Source organism: Rhodococcus sp. 24CO (assembly GCF_050586165.1).
Classification (GTDB): Bacteria; Actinomycetota; Actinomycetes; order Mycobacteriales; family Mycobacteriaceae; genus Rhodococcus_F.
This window is the reverse complement of sequence record NZ_JAZFNF010000005.1, coordinates 436,221-457,007: the sequence shown is the minus strand read 5'-3', so window position 1 is coordinate 457,007 and position 20,787 is coordinate 436,221. Positions and strand designations below refer to the sequence as shown.

20 protein-coding genes, 1 pseudogene and 1 riboswitch are annotated in these 20,787 nt (G+C 60.8%); of the genes and pseudogenes, 6 read left to right on the top strand and 15 right to left on the bottom strand.

The window, feature by feature from the left end; all coding sequences use genetic code 11:
• From V2B23_RS15045 to V2B23_RS15030, 4 genes are read right to left on the bottom strand one after another with little or no spacing between them, the layout of a single operon-like run.
• Positions 1-1,167 (bottom strand): NADH:flavin oxidoreductase, encoded by a 1,167-nt coding sequence (locus tag V2B23_RS15045; protein ID WP_430951070.1) that lies wholly within the window; start codon positions 1,165-1,167, stop codon positions 1-3.
• Positions 1,164-2,462, bottom strand: a complete 1,299-nt coding sequence (locus V2B23_RS15040) for an alkyl sulfatase dimerization domain-containing protein (RefSeq protein ID WP_430951069.1) — start codon at positions 2,460-2,462, stop codon at positions 1,164-1,166. The genes V2B23_RS15045 and V2B23_RS15040 overlap by 4 nt, the downstream gene beginning before the upstream one ends.
• On the bottom strand, positions 2,459-3,757 hold the full coding sequence (locus tag V2B23_RS15035; protein ID WP_430951068.1) for a sulfotransferase family protein: 1,299 nt from the start codon (positions 3,755-3,757) through the stop codon (positions 2,459-2,461). Before V2B23_RS15035 ends, V2B23_RS15040 begins: the two co-directional genes overlap by 4 nt.
• Complete coding sequence (locus V2B23_RS15030) at positions 3,754-4,545, bottom strand: SDR family NAD(P)-dependent oxidoreductase (RefSeq protein WP_430951067.1); 792 nt, start codon at positions 4,543-4,545, stop codon at positions 3,754-3,756. Before V2B23_RS15030 ends, V2B23_RS15035 begins: the two co-directional genes overlap by 4 nt.
• Before the next feature lie 78 nt (positions 4,546-4,623).
• Here V2B23_RS15030 and V2B23_RS15025 point away from each other — a divergent pair, with 78 nt between their 5' ends.
• Together V2B23_RS15025 and V2B23_RS15020 are read left to right on the top strand one after the other, a co-directional pair.
• Positions 4,624-5,235: a TetR/AcrR family transcriptional regulator gene (locus tag V2B23_RS15025; RefSeq protein ID WP_430951066.1), complete on the top strand. Its 612-nt coding sequence runs from the start codon at positions 4,624-4,626 to the stop codon at positions 5,233-5,235.
• A gap of 61 nt (positions 5,236-5,296) precedes the next feature.
• Positions 5,297-5,659: a nuclear transport factor 2 family protein gene (locus tag V2B23_RS15020; RefSeq protein ID WP_430951065.1), complete on the top strand. Its 363-nt coding sequence runs from the start codon at positions 5,297-5,299 to the stop codon at positions 5,657-5,659.
• Here V2B23_RS15020 and V2B23_RS15015 read toward each other — a convergent pair.
• On the bottom strand, positions 5,649-6,902 hold the full coding sequence (locus tag V2B23_RS15015) for a GAF domain-containing protein (protein WP_430951161.1): 1,254 nt from the start codon (positions 6,900-6,902) through the stop codon (positions 5,649-5,651). The two genes, V2B23_RS15020 and V2B23_RS15015, sit on opposite strands and share 11 nt — an antisense overlap.
• Before the next feature lie 37 nt (positions 6,903-6,939).
• Entirely contained in the window at positions 6,940-7,719 is a 780-nt protein-coding gene (locus V2B23_RS15010; RefSeq protein WP_430951064.1) for an acetoin reductase, read from the bottom strand.
• Between the two features lie 209 nt (positions 7,720-7,928).
• On the opposite strand from V2B23_RS15010, the gene V2B23_RS15005 reads away from it, so the two are divergent.
• Positions 7,929-9,074 carry a hypothetical protein gene (locus V2B23_RS15005; protein ID WP_430951063.1) on the top strand — a complete coding sequence of 382 codons (1,146 nt, stop codon included), beginning with the start codon at positions 7,929-7,931 and terminating at the stop codon, positions 9,072-9,074.
• A 42-nt stretch (positions 9,075-9,116) separates the two neighbouring features.
• Here V2B23_RS15005 and V2B23_RS15000 read toward each other — a convergent pair.
• Positions 9,117-9,314: pseudogene (locus V2B23_RS15000) on the bottom strand (MFS transporter); the annotation flags it as partial.
• Positions 9,315-9,377: 63 nt separating this feature from the next.
• On the opposite strand from V2B23_RS15000, the gene V2B23_RS14995 reads away from it, so the two are divergent.
• Entirely contained in the window at positions 9,378-9,542 is a 165-nt protein-coding gene (locus tag V2B23_RS14995; protein ID WP_430951062.1) for a hypothetical protein, read from the top strand.
• Between the two features lie 102 nt (positions 9,543-9,644).
• Positions 9,645-11,492 (top strand): NAD(P)-binding domain-containing protein, encoded by a 1,848-nt coding sequence (locus V2B23_RS14990; RefSeq protein WP_430951061.1) that lies wholly within the window; start codon positions 9,645-9,647, stop codon positions 11,490-11,492.
• Between the two features lie 59 nt (positions 11,493-11,551).
• Here the strand turns inward: V2B23_RS14990 and V2B23_RS14985 are convergent, their stop codons facing one another.
• The 3 genes from V2B23_RS14985 to mhuD all read right to left on the bottom strand — a co-directional run bounded on the left by V2B23_RS14985 (position 11,552) and on the right by mhuD (position 13,031).
• Positions 11,552-12,316: a CbtA family protein gene (locus V2B23_RS14985; protein ID WP_430951060.1), complete on the bottom strand. Its 765-nt coding sequence runs from the start codon at positions 12,314-12,316 to the stop codon at positions 11,552-11,554.
• Complete coding sequence (locus V2B23_RS14980; protein ID WP_430951059.1) at positions 12,307-12,501, bottom strand: CbtB domain-containing protein; 195 nt, start codon at positions 12,499-12,501, stop codon at positions 12,307-12,309. The genes V2B23_RS14985 and V2B23_RS14980 overlap by 10 nt, the downstream gene beginning before the upstream one ends.
• Before the next feature lie 26 nt (positions 12,502-12,527).
• Positions 12,528-12,648, bottom strand: a riboswitch (cobalamin riboswitch).
• A gap of 74 nt (positions 12,649-12,722) precedes the next feature.
• Positions 12,723-13,031, bottom strand: coding sequence for a mycobilin-forming heme oxygenase MhuD (mhuD, locus tag V2B23_RS14975; protein ID WP_138871712.1), 309 nt, complete (start codon positions 13,029-13,031; stop codon positions 12,723-12,725).
• A gap of 44 nt (positions 13,032-13,075) precedes the next feature.
• On the opposite strand from mhuD, the gene V2B23_RS14970 reads away from it, so the two are divergent.
• Positions 13,076-13,813, top strand: a complete 738-nt coding sequence (locus V2B23_RS14970) for an alpha/beta fold hydrolase (RefSeq protein ID WP_430951058.1) — start codon at positions 13,076-13,078, stop codon at positions 13,811-13,813.
• Here V2B23_RS14970 and V2B23_RS14965 read toward each other — a convergent pair.
• The 5 genes from V2B23_RS14965 to V2B23_RS14945 form a co-directional block, all read right to left on the bottom strand.
• A complete protein-coding gene (locus tag V2B23_RS14965; RefSeq protein ID WP_430951057.1) occupies positions 13,804-14,220 on the bottom strand; it encodes an HIT family protein in 417 nt (138 codons plus the stop codon). The two genes, V2B23_RS14970 and V2B23_RS14965, sit on opposite strands and share 10 nt — an antisense overlap.
• A 27-nt stretch (positions 14,221-14,247) precedes the next feature.
• Positions 14,248-16,848: a LuxR C-terminal-related transcriptional regulator gene (locus V2B23_RS14960; RefSeq protein ID WP_430951056.1), complete on the bottom strand. Its 2,601-nt coding sequence runs from the start codon at positions 16,846-16,848 to the stop codon at positions 14,248-14,250.
• Positions 16,849-17,132: 284 nt separating this feature from the next.
• Positions 17,133-18,014: an A/G-specific adenine glycosylase gene (locus V2B23_RS14955; protein ID WP_430951160.1), complete on the bottom strand. Its 882-nt coding sequence runs from the start codon at positions 18,012-18,014 to the stop codon at positions 17,133-17,135.
• A 151-nt stretch (positions 18,015-18,165) separates the two neighbouring features.
• Positions 18,166-19,524, bottom strand: coding sequence for an MFS transporter (locus tag V2B23_RS14950; protein ID WP_430951055.1), 1,359 nt, complete (start codon positions 19,522-19,524; stop codon positions 18,166-18,168).
• 25 nt (positions 19,525-19,549) lie between these two features.
• Positions 19,550-20,776 (bottom strand): acyl-CoA dehydrogenase family protein, encoded by a 1,227-nt coding sequence (locus tag V2B23_RS14945; RefSeq protein WP_430951054.1) that lies wholly within the window; start codon positions 20,774-20,776, stop codon positions 19,550-19,552.
• Positions 20,777-20,787: the final 11 nt, after the last annotated feature.

Sequence of the window (20,787 nt, the reverse complement as noted above, 5' to 3'; positions counted from 1 at the left end):
TTACGGGCGCAAAACGCAGCGAGTTCCCCCGTAGATAGTTGTCATACATTTGTTGCAGTGAATGCAGAGCGTCTGCCCGTAGCCATCTTCGTCGATCGCTTTGATCAAGTTCGGGTCGCTGAGCAGTGCGCGGCCCATTTGGACGAACTCGAACCCCTCACGCATGGCGAGATCGATCGATTCCTTGCCAGTGATGCCGCCGAGCAGCACCAGCGGGAGATCTACTGCGTCGCGGATTTGGCGCGCATGGTCGAGGAGGTAGGCGTCGGTGTACGGGTAGGTGCGCAGGAAGTGCTTGCCCATCAGCTTGATTCCCAGCTTTTGCGGCTGCGGCATGAGTGCCCCGAATTCCCGCAGCGGTGCGTCGCCTCGGAACGTGTAGAGGGGGTTCTCGAGCGAACTTCCGGCCGTGAGGACCACCCCGTCCAAGGTTCCGTCGTCTTCGAGCCAGCGCACCACTGTGATTGCCTCTTCGAGCCAGAATCCGCCTGGTACTCCGTCGTCCATGCTCACCTTGGCGATAACGGCGATCTTCGTGCCGACCGCATCTCGGACGGCGCGTGCGGTTCGACGCGCGAAGCGTGCCCGATTCTCCAGACTGCCACCGTAGGAATCGGTGCGGTGGTTCAGTTTCGGGCTCAGGAACGAGCTGATGAGGTAGCCGTGTCCGAAATGCAGTTCGATGGCGTCGAACCCTGCCTCGACGGCCGCTCTGGCAGCGTGGGCGTGAGCCTCGACGATCCGATCGATGTCCGCCTCGGTGGCGGCTTCGGCAAAGCTGAGGGTTGTCAGGTGAAAGTGCCTGCTCGCTGAAAGTGCCTTCTGGCCGGTCGCTTTCGGTGGTGCGACGGCGCCCGCATGGCCGATCTGTGCTGAGACTGCCGCACCTTCGGTGTGAATCGCGTCGGTCAGCCGGCGTAACCCGGGTGCGGTTTCCTCGGTCCACTGGAGCTGTCCACCGGCGGCACGCCCTTCCGGGGCGACAGCGCAGTAGGCAACTGTTGTCATACCGACACCGCCGGCAGCGAACTTACGGTGGAAGTCGATCAGTTCGTCGGTGACTACGCCGTTGGGCGTCATCCCTTCGAAGGTGGCAGACTTGATGATTCGGTTCCGGAGCGTCGCCGGTCCCAACCTCGCGGGCGCGAATGCCTCGAGTGTGCTCATCGGCTCATATCCGCTTCTGCGACAGCTGCTTCGAGTTTCTTGATCTGGTGTGCCAGCCATCCGGATTCCCAGAAGTTCGACTCGGTGGACGGCTGCGTCAACAGTTCCCGGTGGCAGGCAAGGAGGACGCGGGTAGCAGGAATATTGTCGGGGTCGAATGCGAGAACAGCCTCGGACAGTGCGGTGGCCTCGACCACTGCGCCGCCGGTGAGTCTCGTTTCGGCGAGTTCGATTGCGCGCTCCACTCCGGCCAGTTCGACGAGATCAGCGAAAGTAGTTGTTCGGGGCAGATCGTAGAGTGCGGCGGTGGAGTCGTGGTGGAACCATCCCAGGTAGGTTTCCCAGATCGTCTTGACTCCCCATTTGACCTGGCCGTAGCCCTGTCCGACGTAAAGGTTTGGCGGTAAGGTGATTTCGCGCATCAGCGATTCGACGGACTTGCCCGCGTTGATTCCGTCGAGCGTGGTTCGGTGAACGTAATCGACGGCGTCGTACATCCGTTTCAATACTGCGTCGATCAGTTCTGCTCCCTCGATGGGTTCGCCGCGGCCGGTGATCAGTGTCTGCGGACGCAGATCACGCAGCTTCCGAATCGTCTGGAGGTACGGCTCGACAAAGCGGTATCGCTGCCCCCGAACGGTATTGAGATTGGGGAAGTGGCCGAAGAGAGGGCCGAGCAGATTGCTGATCATCGCGATGCGATGCTGCGGAAGCCACACCATCGCGCCGTCGACCGTTTCGCCTACACCGGAATGCAATTCGATATCCAGTCCGCCGACCGTGAAGTCGAGTCGATCTGTGAAAGTGAGATCCGGAACCGGTTCGTCCTGGGCGTTCGACACGGACGGGAATTCTGCGGCAAAGCGGGTGACGGTTTCGGCGTCCCGGCCGAACCACACGGGTGCCCACTGGCGCATCCGCTTGATGACGCGCGCATCGTCGAGCTGAACAGCCTGGTTCTGTTCGTTGGCTACGTAGACGGAGCCCGGCTCACGGAAGGCGTGCACGCCTCCCACATGATCGGTATGGCCTTGGGTGGTGATGATGTACCTGGTCGGACCGGAATAGATGTCGTCGAACAGCTTTCGATGATGCGGTCCCTCGAATCCGCAGCCGGTGTTGACGATGATCCGGCCGGCCGGCGTGACGATCATGTACGCCGAGCTCGTGCCGCCGCTGCCGTAGATGAAATCGTTGATCGTGATCGCTTCATCGGTGTACTCGGGTTCAAGCAGGGTCTTTCCCGGCCGCTGCGCGATCAGAGCGTCGACTTGATCGGAGATGTGCTGGTTCACTGAACCTCTACTTTCACAGGGAAGGCGTCAAAATAGTTGGCAAATCGAGTGCGCAATTCGGCCGGGTCACGCCCGAAGTCTGCGCGCAGGTCGTAGACAACCTGACCGCCCGAACCGCGTGTGTGGCCCGACATGTACGCGCTGATCTCTCCTCGCGCCTGCTCGGTCATCTCCAGGCCTGCCCGGTTGTAGATGTGCTCGACCGTCCCTAAGTCGTCTGCCATGAATTTGTCGAAATACACGTCCACTCGCCGATCCGCCGGAATCCGCGCGAGATCACGGGTTCCCGCATCGAGTAATCGGCTGACGCGGTCGATCCAGTAGTCGCACACCGCATCCAGATCGACGTTCAGGAAGTTCATCCGTGCGCCGTAGCCGACCATCGTTGCCGCAGACTGAACTACCGACACAGGATCGCGGTGTGTCATGACGACCGTGGCATCGGGAAAGGTGTCCATGAGCGGGCCGAGTTGCTCGAGGTGCTGCGGGCACTTGAGTATCCAACGGTTCGGACCGCGTTGCCACTGAAGGAGTTTGAGCATCGTCTTGATGAACTCGTAATGTGGGCGCTGGTCGTGGGCGAGATAGTAATCGCGCCAGCGAGGTGCCATCGACGACATCCACTCGAAGTTGTAACTCGAGAAATCAAGGCTCTCGAGTTCGAGTTCCTCGTGAATATGTTCCGGGGTCATCGGATGCATTGCTGCCACCAGAGGGCTCTTGGCCTGCATCTGATTCCAACGTTCTTGGCTCCGAAGCAATCTCGGGTCGATGCCGTCTGCACCGAGTTCGTCACCCGCAAACGGGACGGGTTCCTGACTCTCCCAGAGTGGCAGCGACCGAAACCGTGAATCTGCCGACATCAGGTTCAGGAGATGCGTGGTACCCGAGCGTGGCAGTCCCACCACGACGACGGGAGCCACCACCTGCTCGTCGTGAATCTCGGGGTGGCGACGCAAGACGTCCAGCACTCGCAGGCGATTGGCCGCGTAGCGGGTGCACGCTGCGTGAGTAGTCATCCGAGAGACCGGTGAACGGTTGGGATCGGCGTCGATCTCGTCGAGCCACAACGCAAGTCGCTCGCGGAAGTCGTCCGGGCCGAAGTCGCCGAGGCCTGTTTGTTCGCGGGCTGCGGAGAGAACGCTGTCCACGGACAGGGTTATCGGGTTCGCTTCGGCGTAGGCCCACGTCTGTTGCTGGGATTCGGTGAGTACGGGGTTACGGAGGTCGGTGATGCGCAGTCGCTTCGGCGAGGTAGCTTCAGGTTGCGCGGTGGACGACGGTATCGAAGTCATCCTCTGATCGAGAATCCGCCGTCGACGGGCAAGGTCTGTCCGGTAACGAATTGTGCGGCCGGGCTGGCAAGAAACAGTACGACCGGAGCGACGTCCACGGACGGGTCTGCCCATCGGGCCATCGGTGTGCGATCGAGTGACGGTTTGCTGTGTTCAGGGCGCTGCTGGAGTCCTGCCGTCATCTTGGTTGCCGTCAAACCCGGGGCTATGGCGTTGACCCGAATGCCGTCCTTGGCCCAATTCGATCCCATCGTCTTGGTCATCTGGACGACGGCGCCCTTCGATGCGCCGTATCCGGGCACGACGTCAACGGCGAAGTACGACGCCATCGATGCGACGTTGATGATGGAAGCGCCTCCGCTCTGAGTGCTTTCCTTGAGCAGTGGCAGGACAGCGGAAGACATCCGGAACCCGCTCACGACGTTCACTGCGAGCGATTCCTCGAATACCTCCGGGTTCCACTCGCCTTTCTGCGTAAGCGTTTGACCTGCGTTGTTGACCAAGATGTCCAGCGCGGACAGTCCTGCGGCGACGTCGGCGATCTGTTCGCGATCAGTCATGACGCACTGCCGGTAGACGAATGCCGAGAGGTCGTGCTCGTAGTCGTCGGCCGACGCCTTGGTTCCGGTAATCGTCACGTGTGCGCCGGCGTCGACGAAGCGGTGTGCAATCGCAAGCCCGAGGCCGTTGGACCCTCCGGTCACGAGGACGCTGGAGGAAGAAAAGTCGAACGCCACAACACTTTTCGCAGTGGCTTTTGCTGCGCGCACTTCTGTGTTCGATGTCATAGGGTGCGACAGTAGACATGTTTTAAACAATGTTCAATAGCCGTTGAACATTGTTCAGAATACGGTTACTGTGTGCCGATGAACGCAACGAACAGCTCGTCGGTCCGTGGAGACACGGAGGCGAGGCGTCGAGGGATCCTTGATGCCGCCGCAGCCATCCTGGACGTGGGTGGCTACGCCGCACTGACGATCCGAACCGTCGCGAAACAGGCTGGAATGAGCCCCGGGTTGATCTATCAGTATTTTGTCGACAAACGAGATATCTTTGCGGCGCTTCTCCTCGAGAGCCAACAAGAATTGACTGCGTTCATCGCCGAGCAACCACGCGATCAAGGAGTGTCGGCCCTGATCGCAGCGATCGTGCCCGAAACCACCAAGCAATGGGCCCGAGTCGGGCACGTGGCATCTGTGTGGAGAACGACCGAAGATGCTTCGAACTCCGACGGCCAAGTGGTCCAGGACTTACGACATTCCACCGAAACGCAATTCGCAGAGCTACGGAAGGCTCTCGAAGACGCTGCGGGGGCGCAGGGACTTTCACTGCGTGAGGGTCCGTCCCTGATCCCCTTCGTCTGGGCCGGCCTCATGGGGCTGGCCGACACCATCGTCAACAACTGGGCCCAAGACCTCGATATGTCGGACTACATCGTGTACTCCGCAGACGGGTTGGCGAGAGCGATTACACACTGACCGGAGCTTTGCTGATTTTCTCGAATTACGGAACATTCAACCCTCAATCAAGGAGTCCAACATGCCTTCTCGTGACGAGATCTGCGCGGTCGTCGACAGCTACGTCAAGCTGCTCGGATCGCACCAGATCGATGAGTTGATGGAATTGTTCCATCAGGGCGCTGTGCAGCACGAACCCGTCGGCGTTCGCACCAATCGAGGGTTCGACGAGATCCGCGCATTCTTCGCCGAGAGCGAGGACACGCCGTTCACGGTGAGTCTGCTGACCCCCGTCACTGTGGTGGGCAAGGTTGCTGCGATGCAAATGCGTGTCGAGCGTGAAGGTTTGGCGGACTTCGCATCTACAGATCTGTTCGAGTTCGACGACAACTGCAAGATTCTCTCGATCACCGCAGTTCCCGACATCAAGGCACTCATCCCCTGATTCGGGCGGCCCGAACTGCTGGAGCACTCGAGAACGGAAGCAGATGTGCCCCGATATCGGGGCAGGAGAGAGTGACCTGCGCTGCATCGACAAACCGATATGGCTGTGCTGCAACAACTCCAGCAAGATTCTTGCGTAGGCGGGACATCTCGGCCCGCACCGTCACCGTGCGGGCTGGGTCGTCGAACAGATCCTGAGCTAATTGCGACGCGGTGCGCCCTCGTCGCTCCGATCCCAGGAGAAACAAAATTTCCGCATGGCGCTGGGTGGGGGAGTACGTCCATTCGCCCAACTCCGAAGACACTGTTACCGACATGTTCTCGGAATCACGCAGATCGACGTGCACTGCGGGAGCGGCGACATTGCTGCCGGTAGAGGTTGGCCGGATCAGCCAACCGCCTGGTAGCGGATCCAATTCGCACAACCCGAGGGCCGGGAACCATGTCCGGCCGGGAGTCAGTGACGAGGGCAGTAGGATTCGAGTGCGATGCGGCAGAGAATCGACCGCCGCGACCCAGCCGTGAGCGTCGGTAACCAGTGCGGGTGATCCGCCGCGTGCGAGCATCGGCGCTGCAACGGAACGTAATTGGTCGAGATTGTCTCGGTGCTTGTCACGTAGGTGTGATTGGGCAAGACGTGCGACGGCGTCGACCAGAGCGAGTGTGGTGGGGTGAATGGTCTTGGCCGGCCCGCTGATATCGACCACGCCGATCACCCGATCGTCGCGTGGATCGCGGATAGGCGCACCCGCGCAGGTCCACGGATGATGGCTGCGCGCATAGTGTTCCGCCGAAAAGATCTGAACGGCTTGATGTGACACCAATGCGGTCCCGATGGCGTTGGTGCCGACAGAGTCCTCGGCCCAGTTTGCGCCCTCGATAAATCCGAGCCGCCCCGCCTGATCCAGTACCCGATTGGATCCGCTGCGCCACAGCACTGTTCCACGTATGTCCGCGACAACCATGATGTTCTCGCCGCTCGCAGTCACGGATTCGAGTCCGCGGGTCACGTCGTCGAGTACGTCGTACAGGCCGGATTCACGGCGACGCAGATCGAGTTCTGCCATATCCATCGACGGTTCGATTCGGCTCTGTTCGGGATCGACTCCCAGCTCTCTCAGTCGCTGCCAGGACTTGCGGATCACGTCGCGGGGACGAGCGGGGGATCGATCACCGGCCATCGTGGCGTCGTACACCGCGGCGAGGGTCCTCGCGTAGTTGCGAGGATCCTCACCGGGTGGCATCGCGGGCTCGGGCAACCGCGTTGTGGGTGTAGCCATGTCAGCGGTATACCAACCCTCCGTCGATGAGTCCGGCTTGGCCGGTCATGTAATCCGAATCCGGTCCGGCCAGATAGGAGACGAACCCCGCCACGTCGTCGGGAGTCTCGGCTCGGCCCAGCGCGATGCCGCCGACAAACTTCTCGTAGGTCGCCCCTTCCGGTGCTCCGGTGAGTTCGGAGAATCGCTTGTCGATGGTGACCCACATGTCGGTTCCCACAACTCCGGGGCAATACGCGTTGACTGTGATGCCGTCTGATGCGTATTCCTTGGCCGCAGCTTGAGTGAGTGCCCTGACCGCGAATTTTGTTGCGCTGTACACGCCTAACATGGCAAAACCGTCGTGGCCGGCAATGGACGATGCATTGATGATTTTCCCGCGCTGACCGAGTTCCTTGAACTTCGCGGCGCCGGCCTGAATACCCCACAGCACACCGTCGACGTTGACGCTCCAGATCTTGGTGACGTCCTCGGGGGTGACGTCGGCTAAGGGGCCTACCAGTGCAATTCCGGCATTGTTGACGATGATGTCGAAGCCGCCCAGCGTTGAATGTGTGTGTTCGATGCTTGCCTGCACCTGGTTGCGGTCGCTGACATCGGCGATGAACGTGGTTGTCCGACGGCCGATTTCGCGAATTTCTTTGGCAACGGCATCCAGCTTGGCCTGGTCGAGATCGACTAGCGCGATGTCTGCGCCGTCATGGGCGAGCCTGAGAGCGATTCCACGTCCGATCCCTTGGCCTGCTCCGGTGACCAGTGCAACTTTGCCGGTGATGCTCATATTCAGTGTCTCCTCGTTGGCGGGTTTGCCGATGAGTGAGTTATATGTGATGACGACCACACTATAGAAGGGTTGCATCGCGTTGCAAACCCGAACTATCGGACATCGATTGCAACCGTCGGCAACTCTCCCCGCGTCCGGTTCGGCGCCTTCATAGTTGCGCGACCACTTCGCGAATTGCTTTGTGGCACAAACTGGGAGAAGAAGATATGACCGCAACAGTCGATGTTCCGACGGGTTCGGGGACACCAAGCCGTCGACCCTCGCGCCGCTGGATTCCGTTCGGTGCTGCAAATCTTGTGATCGTTCTGGTTCTGGCTCTGGCGAGTTGGTATCTTCTGGCCGATCCGGTGACCAGTCCCTGGAATTTCTATCCGTTGCCGTTCAATGCAGCGCTGTTCTGGGCCATACTTTTTGTGGTGTTCATCGGCTTCAACTGCGAGTTTGCCGGATTCGACCGATTCCCGCAGCCGGCACGCGGCATGGCAATCATGGCGGCGACAGCAGTGTTCGCGGTTGTGGTGACATGGTTGCTCGCCAACGGAATCGGGAGTCTTTATCCGGACTTCGCGGCAGATCGTGATGGCGGTCTCGGCTACTTCGCCGGTGCGTTGTTTGTGCTGTTCGGGTTCGGGACCTGGGTGATGGTGGTGCTGAACTGGCAGCATTGGCCGTGGGTCTCCATCGGGATGAAGCAGCCGTTGGTGGGTTTGTGCGAGATCGCGTTTGTCGCGGTACCGACGCTTGCCCTGTACTTCGTTTTCGGTCTGCCGTCTGTGTCCTTGTCCGCAACCGATCCATTGATGACCGTCGACACCGTACTCGGGTGGTTCTATTGCGTTGTCGTGGTGGTGATCTTGACCGGTCAGACCCTGGACAATTGGCCGTGGCGAATGTTCGGCGGTGGAGGGAAAACCGCACTCGCGGCCACGGTCGGCAATTTTGCACTGGGAACCGGGCTGTACGTCGTGGCACTGCCCGTCGTGAAGGTTCTGCTGGGAAGTGCTGCGGTTGCCGAGTTGGGTGGCGCCGTGAATCAGTTTCCGGCCCAGCTCGGTGTGTGCTGGGCCTTCTGGATGATCTTCTGGGCCAATGCTTTCGGGAATAAGCCGACCGGCTTCGCTGACGGAGTGAACCTGCTGATCCGCGGACTGCTCACGTTCGGGCTGGCAGTGGTGACGTTCCTCTTCTACTACCGTTTTGCTGCCGAGAACATTCTTCACGAACCCGCGGTAGCCGACGGATTGCACGGCAATGCACTGGGTTTCGTGGACTGGGCGGTGCTGTGGACGTTGTTCTACGTTGTCGGTTTTCAGTCGCTGGGGCTTGGCCGATTGAAGCCTGAATCCGAGTGAAACTGGTTGCCGCACATGCAAGCGGGCAACCAGTCGCGTAGGTCAGACTTTCGTGAGGGGTGCTGACTCTGCGCCAGTTTCCTTCTGCACCGCGTTCTTTCGTGCGGGAATCAGCAGCGTGATAGCGCCGGCGATCAGCGCGGCGGAGATCGAGGTGCCGACGGAACGCATCAGGGTGTTGAAGCTGTTCGCCGACGCCGTTGCGGACGGCGGAACCGCGCCCATGATGAGGGCGGGCATCAGGTCCACCAGCGGATCGTCGGATGCAGCTTCTCCGGCGGGAGCAGGTCACGTAGGGCGCTGATGCCCAGCGGGATCATGCCGACGCCGATGCCCAGCAATGTGGACGGACTGGATCGGGTCGTGGCCGATTGGGAACCTGAGGATGTGGCGACGTTTGCGATGTGGCTTCAGAGATTCAACTCCGACGTCGAGAAGCTTGCCGGACGTCCCTTGCCGCGAACGTAGCGCGCCTTCGTCGCGCGCTTCGATTGCAACTGGTTGCAACGCTTGTGACGCGGGCCACTGATGCGATGTGCTGTGTATCACATTCCTAAAGAAGGAGAAGTGATGACGCAAACCATCGATTCCGCAGTCGTAGCCTCGGAAAGCTCGACGGCTGTGACACCTCAGGAGCGCGTCGACGCCTGGCTGGCGGATTTCGAGTCGGCACTCGCCGCTCGTGACATCGAACGGGTCGCAGCAAAATTCGCCCTCGACAGTTTCTGGCGAGACTTGGTTTCGTTCACCTGGAACATCAAGACCGTCGAAGGTCGCGAGCAGATTGCCGACATGCTCTCCGAGCGTCTCGACGACACCGATCCTTCAGGATTCCGGACCACCGAGACCCCCGACGAAGCCGACGGCGTCACCTCGGCCTGGATCGAATTCGAGACTGCAACCGGTCGCGCGCACGGGCATCTTCGTCTCAAGGACGAACTCGGCCAGCCTGTCGCCTGGACCCTGCTCACGTCGTTGCAGGAGTTGAAAGGACACGAAGAGGGTAAGGGGACTCGTCGCCCGCGCGGCGCCAAGCACGGGGCAGACCCGAACCGCATCACCTGGGCCGAGCAGAAGGAGATCGAGGACCGCGAACTCGGCTACACCACACAGCCTTACGTCGTGATCGTCGGCGGCGGTCAGGGCGGAATCGCGCTCGGCGCGCGTATGCGTCAGCTCGGAGTCCCGGCCATCGTGATCGACAGCCACGAGCGACCGGGAGATCAGTGGCGCGGACGCTACAAGTCCCTGTGCCTGCACGATCCGGTTTGGTACGACCACCTGCCCTACATGCCGTTCCCCGACAACTGGCCGGTGTTCGCGCCGAAGGACAAGATCGGTGACTGGCTCGAGATGTACACCAAGGTCATGGAGGTTCCGTACTGGAGTTCCACGACCTGCACGTCCGCGTCGTTCGACGAGAAGACCCAGGAATGGACCGTCGAGGTCAACCGCAACGGCGAGAAGCTGACCTTGCGTCCCAAGCAGTTGGTGATGGCAACCGGGATGTCCGGCAAGGCAAACGTTCCGACGTTCCCCGGTCAGGACAAGTTCCTCGGCGATCAGCACCACTCGAGCAAGCACCCCGGCCCGGATCAGTACGTCGGTAAGAAGGTTGTGGTCATCGGGGCCAACAACTCCTCGCACGACATCTGCGGCGCCTTGTGGGAGAACGGCATCGACGTCACGATGGTGCAGCGCAGTTCGACGCACATCGTGAAGTCGGATTCACTGATGGATCTGGGCTTGGGTGATCTGTACTCGGAGCGCGCACTCGCCGCCGGTATGACGACGCACAAGGCGGACCTCACGTTCGGTTCGTTGCCGTACCGGATCATGCACGAGTTCCAGATCCCGGTGTACGACGCAATCCGTGAGCGCGACAAGGACTTCTACGATCGCCTCGAGAAGGCCGGCTTCGAGCACGACTGGGGCGACGACGGTTCGGGCCTGTTCATGAAGTACCTACGACGCGGCTCGGGCTATTACATCGACGTCGGCGCTGCCGAACTGGTTGCCAACGGAGACATCAAGCTCGCCCACGGGAACATTCGAGAGCTGACCGAGAACAGCGTGATTCTCGAAGACGGTACGGAACTGCCGGCCGACGTGGTGGTCTACGCAACGGGCTACGGCTCGATGAACGGTTGGGTGGCCGATCTGATCGGTCAGGACACCGCCGACAAGGTCGGCAAGGTCTGGGGACTGGGGTCGAACACCACCAAGGATCCGGGACCGTGGGAAGGCGAGCAGCGCAATATGTGGAAGCCGACGCAGCAGGAAGCGCTCTGGTTCCACGGCGGCAATCTGCATCAGTCCCGCCACTACTCGCTGTACCTGGCTCTGCAGTTGAAGGCGCGCTACGAGGGCATTCCGACGCCGGTGTACGGGCTGCAGGAAGTGCATCATCTGAGCTGAAAAAGAACTGCTGTGCGCCTTTATCAACCGCGCGCGGTTAATAAAGGCGCACGGCAGTTTCAGCGAAGGGCGTACTTTTTTGCTACTTCGGCGTTCTTGGTCGCGCGCTCGGTGAGGAAGGCAAATGCCAATCCGAGTACGAGCCACAAGGTTGCCTGTGTAGCGAGGGACGAGAGGCGGAACTCCCACAGCAGAGTTGCCGGGAAGTCGTCGCCCACCTCGTTGATCGTGGGTAGCGAAACGTAGCCGATTGCCACGATGACCAGGAACGCAGCAACCGGAGCGGCGACGCGCACGCTGAGGAACTCGTGGGCGGATACAGCTTTTGCTGCCGCGGCGGCCGCGGTGACGGCCAGCAGTCCGAGGATCACGGTCGCGAGCCACAGCCAGGTTCGCTGGTTGATCGTGTCGGGATCGCCGACGGCTGGCGGATTGGCCGGGTACTTGAAGAACGGCACCGCCTCGATGGCGAGCCAGCCTCCCAATGCGATGGCCATCGCCAAGAACGGTCCCGACATGGTGGTGATCCGTCGCGCGTAGTTGGCGACTACGGCGAAGATGGCACCGAGGGCCAAGCCCGCGAGCGACGTTGCGAGGAAGAGTCCAGCGCGTTGACCATCACGACTGACGAGTGGGGCTTCTTCGTCGCCGTGCGTGTGTCCGGCGGTTTCGCCGGCGGCACTGTTGGCTTCTTCGATCGCGATGGCAGCGTTGACGTGCGGCTCACCCAGCACAAATGCAACTCCGCCGGCAAGGATGCCTGCGATCAAACCAGCCAACAAGCCACGAATCAGAAGTTTCGTGAAATTGTCGACTAGTGGCACGGGAGGCCCATCAAGTGGCGTCCGTCGTGCATCAGCTCATGCATGTACATGCCTGTGCGTGAGATTGCGCCCTGGTCGAATCCGACCAGGTAGAGAGCCAGCATCGCGAACAGCACAATAGCTGCGGCGAGGAAGGCAAGACGAGTCGAATCGATCGACGAGTCGGGAGAGTAGGCGAGTGCCATCGAAGCCTCCTGGGATTTTCGCGTCCCCTAGGTCAAATGCGATGGCCGGAGTGTCTGGCTGTCGAGGTGGGTTCACCTCGAATTACAGTGGCGCGACCGCTCCGGGCTTTCACCGGATTCCTGTCGACCATCGCGTGTACAGAGCGCACTTTAGCAGTGAATACACGAAAATCGTGAAGGGTTTTGCTCGCTAGGCGAGCAAAACCCTGCACGATCACGGATCAACTCTTGGCGGGGACGTCCAGAACTACCTCGAACTCGAGCAGCGACGCACCCGACGCGACGGGCTTGGCGCGCTCACCCGAATGCGCTGCGCGGGCCGGGCCGTCACGCCAGTCGGCGAACGCCTCCTCGGTTTCCCACTGCGTGACCACGAAGTAGCGGTTCTCGCCAGCTGTGGGGCGCAGGAGCTGGAAACCGAGGAATCCGGGAGAGTTCTCCACGGCATGTGCGCGTGCTGCGAAGCGCTTTTCCAGTTCGGGGCCGGCGCCCTCGGGGATTTCAATTGCATTGATCTTCACGACTGCCATGTAAGCGACATTACCGCGCGGCTTCACCGCGTACGGTGACATTCGTGTTGCATGACGAAGGTGGTACCGGCCAGCCGATTCTGTTGTTGCACGGCCTCATGGGTAGTGCCCGAACGTGGCGTCGGCATGTGCCCTGGATTCGCGAGTTCGGCCACGTCTACACGTTCGACGCGGCCGGTCACGGACGGCCGGCGCCCGCAGAATTGACGACCGAGGCATTTGTCGAAGACCTTGCGTCGGCGGTGGCAGTGATCGACACGCCGATGATCGTGATCGGGCACTCGATGGGTGCCCTGCACGCGTGGTGTTTTGCCGCCGCACACCCGGACCGAGTGCGTGCGTTGGTTCTCGAGGACATGGCACCGGATTTCCGCGGGCGCACTGCGGAGAACTGGGCTCAGATGGTGTCGTCGTGGCCGCAACCGTTTGCTACGGATAATGCGGTGAAGGAGTTCTTCGGTCCGGTTGCGGGACAATACTTTCTGGATTCGTTCGACCGCCGCGACGACGGGTGGTACCTGCACGGTGACGTGTCGACCTTTCGCGATATCTCGGAAGAATGGGGCACGCGGCATTTCTGGGATCAGTGGAGTGCAATCGAGGTACCCACCCTTCTCGTCGAGGGTGAGTTCACGATTACCCCGCACGGCCAGATGCGCGAGATGGCAGAGCGTCCGGGGACTCGGTATGTGCGCATTGCCGACGCGGGTCACCTTGTCCACGACGATCAACCAGAGCGGTACCGCGACGAAGTGACAGCGTTCCTGGTTGATCAGAGCTGACTTCGGATCGACGCTCCCGCTTCTTCGAGTTCGACGGCCCGCCTCGCCAGGAGCCCGGCTGCGAACTTGGCTTTGTCTCCGCTGTGTCGCGGTACGACGTGCAGATGTGAGTGAAAGACGGTCTGACCGGCGGCACGTCCGTCGTTGACCAGGATGTTGACGCCGTCCGCGGCGATGTCGCACCGCCGCAGCGCGCCGGCGATGATTGTGCCTACCCGGAACATCTCTGCGCCCTCGTGGTTTTCGAGTCCGTCGAGGTTGGTGGCGTGGCGTTTCGGCACAACAAGGGTGTGTCCGCGGCTGACCGGGCGGGCGTCGAGAAATGCGAGCACGGTTTCGGTTTCGAAAACACGAATTGCGGGCTCGTCTGCCGAGATGATGTTGCAGAAGACGCAGGTGTGGCTCATGACTACAGAATGTATCCCGTCGGTGGATCAGAGCAGACGTAGCTCCCGTGCGCGTGTGAGTGCTTCGCGTCGATTGTGGACTTCAAGTTTTCTGTAGAGCGTGCGCACCTGAGTCTTGACCGTGTTGACGGAGATGAAGAGTGCGTTTGCCATCTCCGTCAAACTGGCGTGGGACGCGATCAGATCAAGAACTTGTCTTTCTCTGTCCGTCAAAGTGACCAGGTTCAGCTCGTGTGGAAATGTTTCTCCTGGAGCAAGTTTCAGGAATCGGGCAAGAGCGCTCGATCCGGTACGTGCCAAGGATTCGAGGTGATCGACGTCGCGTCGAGATATGGTCGAGAACGATCGGAGATTGCCGGTTTGGTCGGCGATGCTGCAGGCATTCGACCAGGCTTCGGCGGCGCGGCGCGGCTCGTCACCTCGCAAATGCGCGACGGCTTGAATGAGGAGGGCCTCCATCTGTGGGCGTGGGTACGACTCTCGCGCCCAATCGAATTGGTGGCACAGCGCGATTGCCGATTCATTCTGACCGGCCCGCTGATATAGGCGCGCGACGGAAACCAGTGTCCAGGGATTGGCGGCCGGCTCGGCGATGTCCGACGACAGCGCCATTGCCAAGTTGCCGTCGCCGAGCGCGAGAGCCAGATCGATTTTGGTGGAGCGCAACAACGGTAGCGCAAAAGAATCAGGTTTCAGCTTTGCGGGGTTGTCGAAAATTCCCTTGCGCAGCAACGTGATAGCCGTCGATTCTTCCCCGCAGGTGAGTGCGTACTGGCAGTGCGTGTAGAGGACAAACGCCCACAGTTCCTCGTTGTTGTCGGGCTCTCCCAGGGCTGCGACGGCCTCATGTGCATCGTCGAGGTCGAGGGTGCACAGTGCAGTCAACGCACGGGCGACCAGTCCTGGCGTTCGTACCATCGAGTGGAGCCACCCATAGGTGTTCGGATGCTTGCGCTCGAGCCGTGACCATCCCTGCGACAGAGAGGGTTCCCCGACGATCGCCCAATTCATGGCTACGCCTCCCGCTGCATTGCGGGCGATGAAGTCGATGCCCTGTGATTCACCGCCCCAGTACGCCATACGCATCTCGGTGGTGGATTCCGTGAACCGTCCGCTCAGTTGAAACGTGATTCCCCACTGCACGCGCATCACCGGGAGTTGCGGGCTGATGTCGTCGGGGTTCGTGTCGAGAGCGCTTCTGCTGATCTCGGTCAGGCGGCGCGTCGTTTCGGCTGCTGGCCCGTATTTTCCGGCGACACGCAGCATGATCGAGTGAACACAGCCGACATTGAGTACGTCTCGGGCGTCCTTGCTTGCGCCGATCGCTCGGAGTTCTGCGGCAGAGCGGGGCAGCGCGGTGATCGGCTTGGGGACGTCGCCAGGGTGCATTGTGAACAGGTCGCGACCCGCCAGAGCAATCGAACTCTTCCTTGCCGTTGCGGGCGGTATCTGTTGCAAGGCGCGGCGGACGGTATCAAAGCTTTTGGAAAGCATTGTTACCCAATTATTTTCGATGATATCGATGGCAAGATCCCAGTCGCCACCTTCGGTCGCGTACTTCAACGCCGACGCGTGTTGGCCGGAGTCGAGTCGGAAGTGTGCCAGCGAGGACAATTGCTGTGTCGGATCAAGCCCGAGCTGTGGCTGAGTTGCCATCAGTGACGTGCGAACTGCCGCTGGAAGTTCCCAGGTTTCGTCGGTTCCGATTTCGATTCGGGAGAGTGTGCCGGCCGATTCCAGCTCCAATAGGCGTTCACGAATCCGATCGCGGGATTCAGGAGAGGTGAAAAGGTGCGCTGCAGTGCTCACATCCAGGGTTCGCGCTGTTGAGCACGATACGAGGAAGTCCCGATGGTCAGTGATGTCGGTGTTGTCGAGGATCGTGCGCCGGGTGTACTCGTCGATCGTGTGTTGAAGGTTCAGCTCGAGGAGTTGATCTCGATCCTGTTGTGTGGGTAGCGCTTCGACGACCGCGGCACCGGCATGTACGAGAGCGGGTAGGCCGCCGGTCATAGTCGTGATCTTCTCGGCTTCGCCGGGAAAGGGAGTCAACCCGCCTAATGTCAGTAGGTTGGCTGTGTCGGCAGCGGTGAAGAGTAGTTCCTCGGCGCGGATCAGTTCGTGATCTATCTCGAGGAAGTACGGTTCGGCGAACAATGTGAGTCCCGACAATGTCACAGCTATGTCCAACTGATGGCAGTGGGTGACCAGTTCGAGAATTTGTTCTTCGAGTGTGGGGTTCGGGATGAGGTCTGGCCGAATCAATACCAGGAGAACTGGATTGGTGACGTCAGAGAATGTGGCGGCGAGGTCGGTGAACGGATCGCCGGATGCATCTGGGGTAACAATGCCGGACTGCCGGCAGTGGCGCAGGATGGTCGTGAGGTATTCCGATGCGCTCGAATTGACTTGTGGCGCGGGAACCCACACGAGATCGTGGTCCGAGGTGTCGGAAGACTCGAGCCAGGATTTCAGGAGATCGGATTTATCGTATCCGTTCGGGGCGCGCACAATTGTCAGGGGAGTCCGGCGATCCAACTTTGCAAAGAGCGCCTGACGGAGGAGCGGTCTGGCGATGGCAGAGTGATTGATGCCCTCGACAGTTGCGTTCCCCTCCCGCCCCAACATCCCTGTGTGCCTAATCCCCGCTGTGCTTGTGCTTGCAATCTTCGGACCAACAGGCACGAGAGATTGGGTGGAATGTCCAATTCTTCGTGCGCTTCCGAAATAGTAACTGGTGCGGAGCATCGATGCCTGAATTAGCGCAATTCGGGCACAATTCTTCTCGGGGGATGCCAGCGCCTGGCCGATAATCCATCCTTACCACGGGCTTTTGGTCCCGAGAGTGAGGACGTAGGACCATAGCTCGAGATTCGCCGGAGAACTGCGGTGAGTGAGCGCCCAACCCGCTCTCAGCGGTTACCCTCGCCGGCCAGCGCAAACAGGCCGTCTTCGGTTTGTTCCACCAATCCGTCGACAAGCAGTGAATGCAGTGCGCGGTCGCGTTGACCGGGGTCGGTGAGCCAGACGATGTCGAGGCGCGCACGTTCGACGGGATGGTGGGTCTCTCGAAGAACTGCCATCAACTTGCCGCGGACCTGGCGATCGGTTCCGGCGAATTTCTGCACTTTCTTCGGTGGACCGGTGTGTGCCGGTTTTCCGGAGGCAACCCAAGCGCAGTTGGGTAGCGGGCAGGTGTCGCAGTTGGGTGTACGCGCCGTGCAGATCACGGCGCCGAGTTCCATGAGAGCAGCGCTGTAGGTTGCAGCTCGTGCGCGGGTGCGGGGCAACAGTGCGGCGACGTCCGCGAGATCGCGCGTGTTCGACGGATTGCCCGGCTCTGCGTTGCCGTGCACGGCCCGGGCAACAACGCGGCGAACGTTGGTGTCGACGACGGGAACTCGTTGTCCGTAAGCAAAGCACGCCACGGCACGCGCCGTGTAGGAGCCGATGCCCGGCAGTGACAGCAAAGTGTCGACAGCGCTGGGGACCACGTCGCCGTGTTCGGCAGCCAGGACGCCGGCACACTCGTGCAGACGCAATGCGCGTCGTGGGTAGCCGAGTTTGCCCCACGCCCGCAGTACCTCAGCCTGGCTCGACGCCGCCATCGCCGACGGAACCGGCCATCGCTGGACCCATTCTTCCCAGATCGGCGCGACCCGTACCACCGGCGTCTGCTGGAGCATGATCTCGCTCATCAGAATCTGCCAGGCACTGACTCCGTCGCGTCGCCACGGAAGATCACGGGCGCTATCGGCGTACCACTTCAGCAGCACCGAAGATTCCACTGCCACCTTGACTGACACACTCCTAGGGCCTGGTTACACGATCGGCGACGTTCATCAAGACCCTATCGTTACGCTCCGACATCCAACATGCGCACCTGGTGCAGAGAAAAGGTGGGTGAGCGGAATCAAGAACCGCTCACCCACCTAGTCGTTTCGATCAGGACGCGTACTGTGCATCCGTTCGTGATGCGGTCGAAGCGGGCGTCGACGTTCCCGAGTACCGGCGAACGATGACGTAGAGGCAGATCAGTCCGATCGCTCCGGCAGCGGCAAGGAATGAACCGACCTTCCACGCGTTGTCCGGATTGCCGTTGATCAGCATCACCATGATCATCGGCGCAAAACCGCCGATGATGGCCGAAATCTGATAGCCGAGCGACGCTCCCGAGAATCGGATCTCCGGCGGGAACAATTCTGCGAAGAGCGTTCCCTGAGTGCCGGTTTGGAGCGACATTGCGACGACGCCGACAATCACGGCTACCGCGAACGGCCAGATCGTGTCCGGACTGGAACCGCCGATCATCAGCCACATCGGAATGCCCCACAGCATCATCGCGCCGGTGCCGAGACCGAAGACGAGCTTGCGGCCGTACAGATCGGAGAGGTAACCGGCCAGCGGGACCAGGGGAATCTGAATGGCGCAGGCGATCAGGATGTACGTCAGGACCGTCGAACGGGGAATATCCAGATACGTCGTCGCGAACTGCACGGATCCGGTGATCATCGTGTAGAAGAAGATCACACCGATGGCATTGGCGCCCGCCGCGGCGAGAACCGTGCCCGGGTTCTTCTTGAGGACCTCGAGAATGGGGGACTTGCGGACAACCGGCGATTCTGCGAGCTTCTCGGCAATGGCCTTGAATTCAGGCGTCTCCTCGAGATAGCGGTGAATGAGGAAGGCGACGGGGAGCATCACCAAACTGATCCAGAACGGGATGCGCCAGCCCCAAGCGAGGAACGAATCAGCTGCGAGAGTGGCTGTGAGAATGAGGAATACGATATTTCCGAGCACGACGCCAATCGGAACACCCAGTTGCGCAAAGCTTCCGAACAATCCACGACGGTCGGCCGGGGCGTTCTCGGTTGCCAGCAGCACTGCGCCACCCCACTGGGCGCCGACGGCCAGGCCCTGGCAGATTCGCAGAGTGACAAGTATAGCCGGGGCCAGCCAGATCACATTGGTGTTCGGGACGAAGCCGACCAGCGACGTGGCAATGGCCATCAGGACAACCGCGGCCACCAATACCGGCTTGCGGCCGTAGCGGTCACCGAAATGTCCGGCGAGGACGCCGCCGATGGGACGCGCGATGAAACCGACTGCAACGGTGGCAAACGAACTCATTGCCGCAACCACTTCGCTGTCGGTTGCGAAGAACGTCGAGTTGAACACGAGTGCCGCAGCAGTCGCGTAGATGAAGAAGTCGTACCACTCCAGGGAGGTGGAGATGGCCGCTGCGAAGGACGCGCGCCGAGACCTACCTTGGCGCTGCGCCGCTGATTCGGTGTTGTTGGTCATCACGATTCACTCTCTGTGGGATCGTTCATTTGGGTTCGTTGAGGACTGGAGTCGCGGCGAATTCGGCGCGAGCGAGCGAGCGACGGTGGACTTCGTCCGGGCCGTCCGCGATCTGCAGGAACCGTGCCTGTGCATACAGGACCGGAAGAATGGTGTCCTGCGACAGACCGGCGCCGCCGAACACCTGAATGGCGTTGTCGATAATGTCCTTGACTGTCAGTGGAACCAGAACTTTGGCCGCTGCAATGTCATGGCGCGCAGCCTTGTTCCCTTCGACGTCCATGCGCCAGGCGGCACGCAGAACGAGCAACCGGGCGGCGTCGAGCTTGATCCTGGAATCCGCAAGGTTGGCCTGCACAACACCGAGATCGGCGAGGGGAGACCCGAAAGCGACTCTGGTCCTGGCCCGTTCGGTGAGTAGTGCGATTGCGCGCTCCGCCATGCCGATCAACCGCATACAGTGATGAATGCGTCCTGGACCCAAGCGCGCCTGAGCAACTGCAAATCCTCGACCGCGGGGACCGAGCAGGTTTTCCTTGGGCACCCGAACACCGTCGAATACGATCTCGCCGTGTCCACCCTCATGGCGATCGTCGAAGCCGAGAACCGTTGTGGAACGGACTATCTGCAGGCCGGGGGTGCCCATGGGAACCAGCACGATGCTGTGGCGGCTACCGATCGGAGCATCTGAGTCGGTCACACCCATGACCATGGCAACCTTGCAGTCTTCGCGAAGTGCGGCGGTGGACCACCATTTGCGTCCGGTCAGGACCCACTCGTCACCGTCCTCCGCGATATCGAGACACACGTTGTTTGCATCGGAACTCGCGACCTCGGGTTCGGTCATCGAGAAGCACGATCGGAAATCGCCGTCGAGAAGCGGTGTCAGCCACTCGGCCTTCTGCTGCTCGGTGCCGTAGAGATGGAGCAGCTCCATGTTGCCGGTGTCCGGTGGATTGCAGTTGACGGCTTCGGGGCCGATCAACGGACTCCAACCCGTCAGTTCCGCCAACGGTGCGTATTCGAGATTGCTCAAGCCGGCGCCCTCGCGGGCTGGGAGGAAGAGGTTCCACAGGTCCGACTCCTTGGCAGTTGCCTTGAGTTCGGCCATGATCGGTGGTGCGCCCCAGTGGCTGGGGTCTGCCGCCAGTTGCTGCGCTGCAACAGCTTCGGCGGGAAGGACGTGCTCTTGCATGAAGACTGTCAGCTTCTGTTGCAGCTCTTTGACTTTCGGACTGTATTCGAAATCCACGTCGGTGGTTC

Excerpts from the sequence above, each read along its gene's own strand:
- V2B23_RS15015 (WP_430951161.1), bottom strand. The coding sequence starts at position 6,902 with ATGCCACCCGGTGAGGATCCTCGCAACTACGCGAGGACCCTCGCCGCG.
- V2B23_RS14950 (WP_430951055.1), bottom strand. The coding sequence starts at position 19,524 with ATGACCAACAACACCGAATCAGCGGCGCAGCGCCAAGGTAGGTCTCGG.
- V2B23_RS15030 (WP_430951067.1), bottom strand. The coding sequence starts at position 4,545 with ATGACATCGAACACAGAAGTGCGCGCAGCAAAAGCCACTGCGAAAAGT.
- V2B23_RS15020 (WP_430951065.1), top strand. The coding sequence starts at position 5,297 with ATGCCTTCTCGTGACGAGATCTGCGCGGTCGTCGACAGCTACGTCAAG.
- V2B23_RS14980 (WP_430951059.1), bottom strand. The coding sequence starts at position 12,501 with ATGGCACTCGCCTACTCTCCCGACTCGTCGATCGATTCGACTCGTCTT.
- V2B23_RS14965 (WP_430951057.1), bottom strand. The coding sequence starts at position 14,220 with ATGAGCCACACCTGCGTCTTCTGCAACATCATCTCGGCAGACGAGCCC.
- V2B23_RS15025 (WP_430951066.1), top strand. The coding sequence starts at position 4,624 with ATGAACGCAACGAACAGCTCGTCGGTCCGTGGAGACACGGAGGCGAGG.
- mhuD (WP_138871712.1), bottom strand. The coding sequence starts at position 13,031 with ATGGCAGTCGTGAAGATCAATGCAATTGAAATCCCCGAGGGCGCCGGC.
- V2B23_RS14995 (WP_430951062.1), top strand. The coding sequence starts at position 9,378 with ATGCCCAGCGGGATCATGCCGACGCCGATGCCCAGCAATGTGGACGGA.
- V2B23_RS14960 (WP_430951056.1), bottom strand. The coding sequence starts at position 16,848 with ATGTTGGGGCGGGAGGGGAACGCAACTGTCGAGGGCATCAATCACTCT.
- V2B23_RS15045 (WP_430951070.1), bottom strand. The coding sequence starts at position 1,167 with ATGAGCACACTCGAGGCATTCGCGCCCGCGAGGTTGGGACCGGCGACG.
- V2B23_RS15005 (WP_430951063.1), top strand. The coding sequence starts at position 7,929 with ATGACCGCAACAGTCGATGTTCCGACGGGTTCGGGGACACCAAGCCGT.
- V2B23_RS15035 (WP_430951068.1), bottom strand. The coding sequence starts at position 3,757 with ATGACTTCGATACCGTCGTCCACCGCGCAACCTGAAGCTACCTCGCCG.
- V2B23_RS14990 (WP_430951061.1), top strand. The coding sequence starts at position 9,645 with ATGACGCAAACCATCGATTCCGCAGTCGTAGCCTCGGAAAGCTCGACG.
- V2B23_RS15010 (WP_430951064.1), bottom strand. The coding sequence starts at position 7,719 with ATGAGCATCACCGGCAAAGTTGCACTGGTCACCGGAGCAGGCCAAGGG.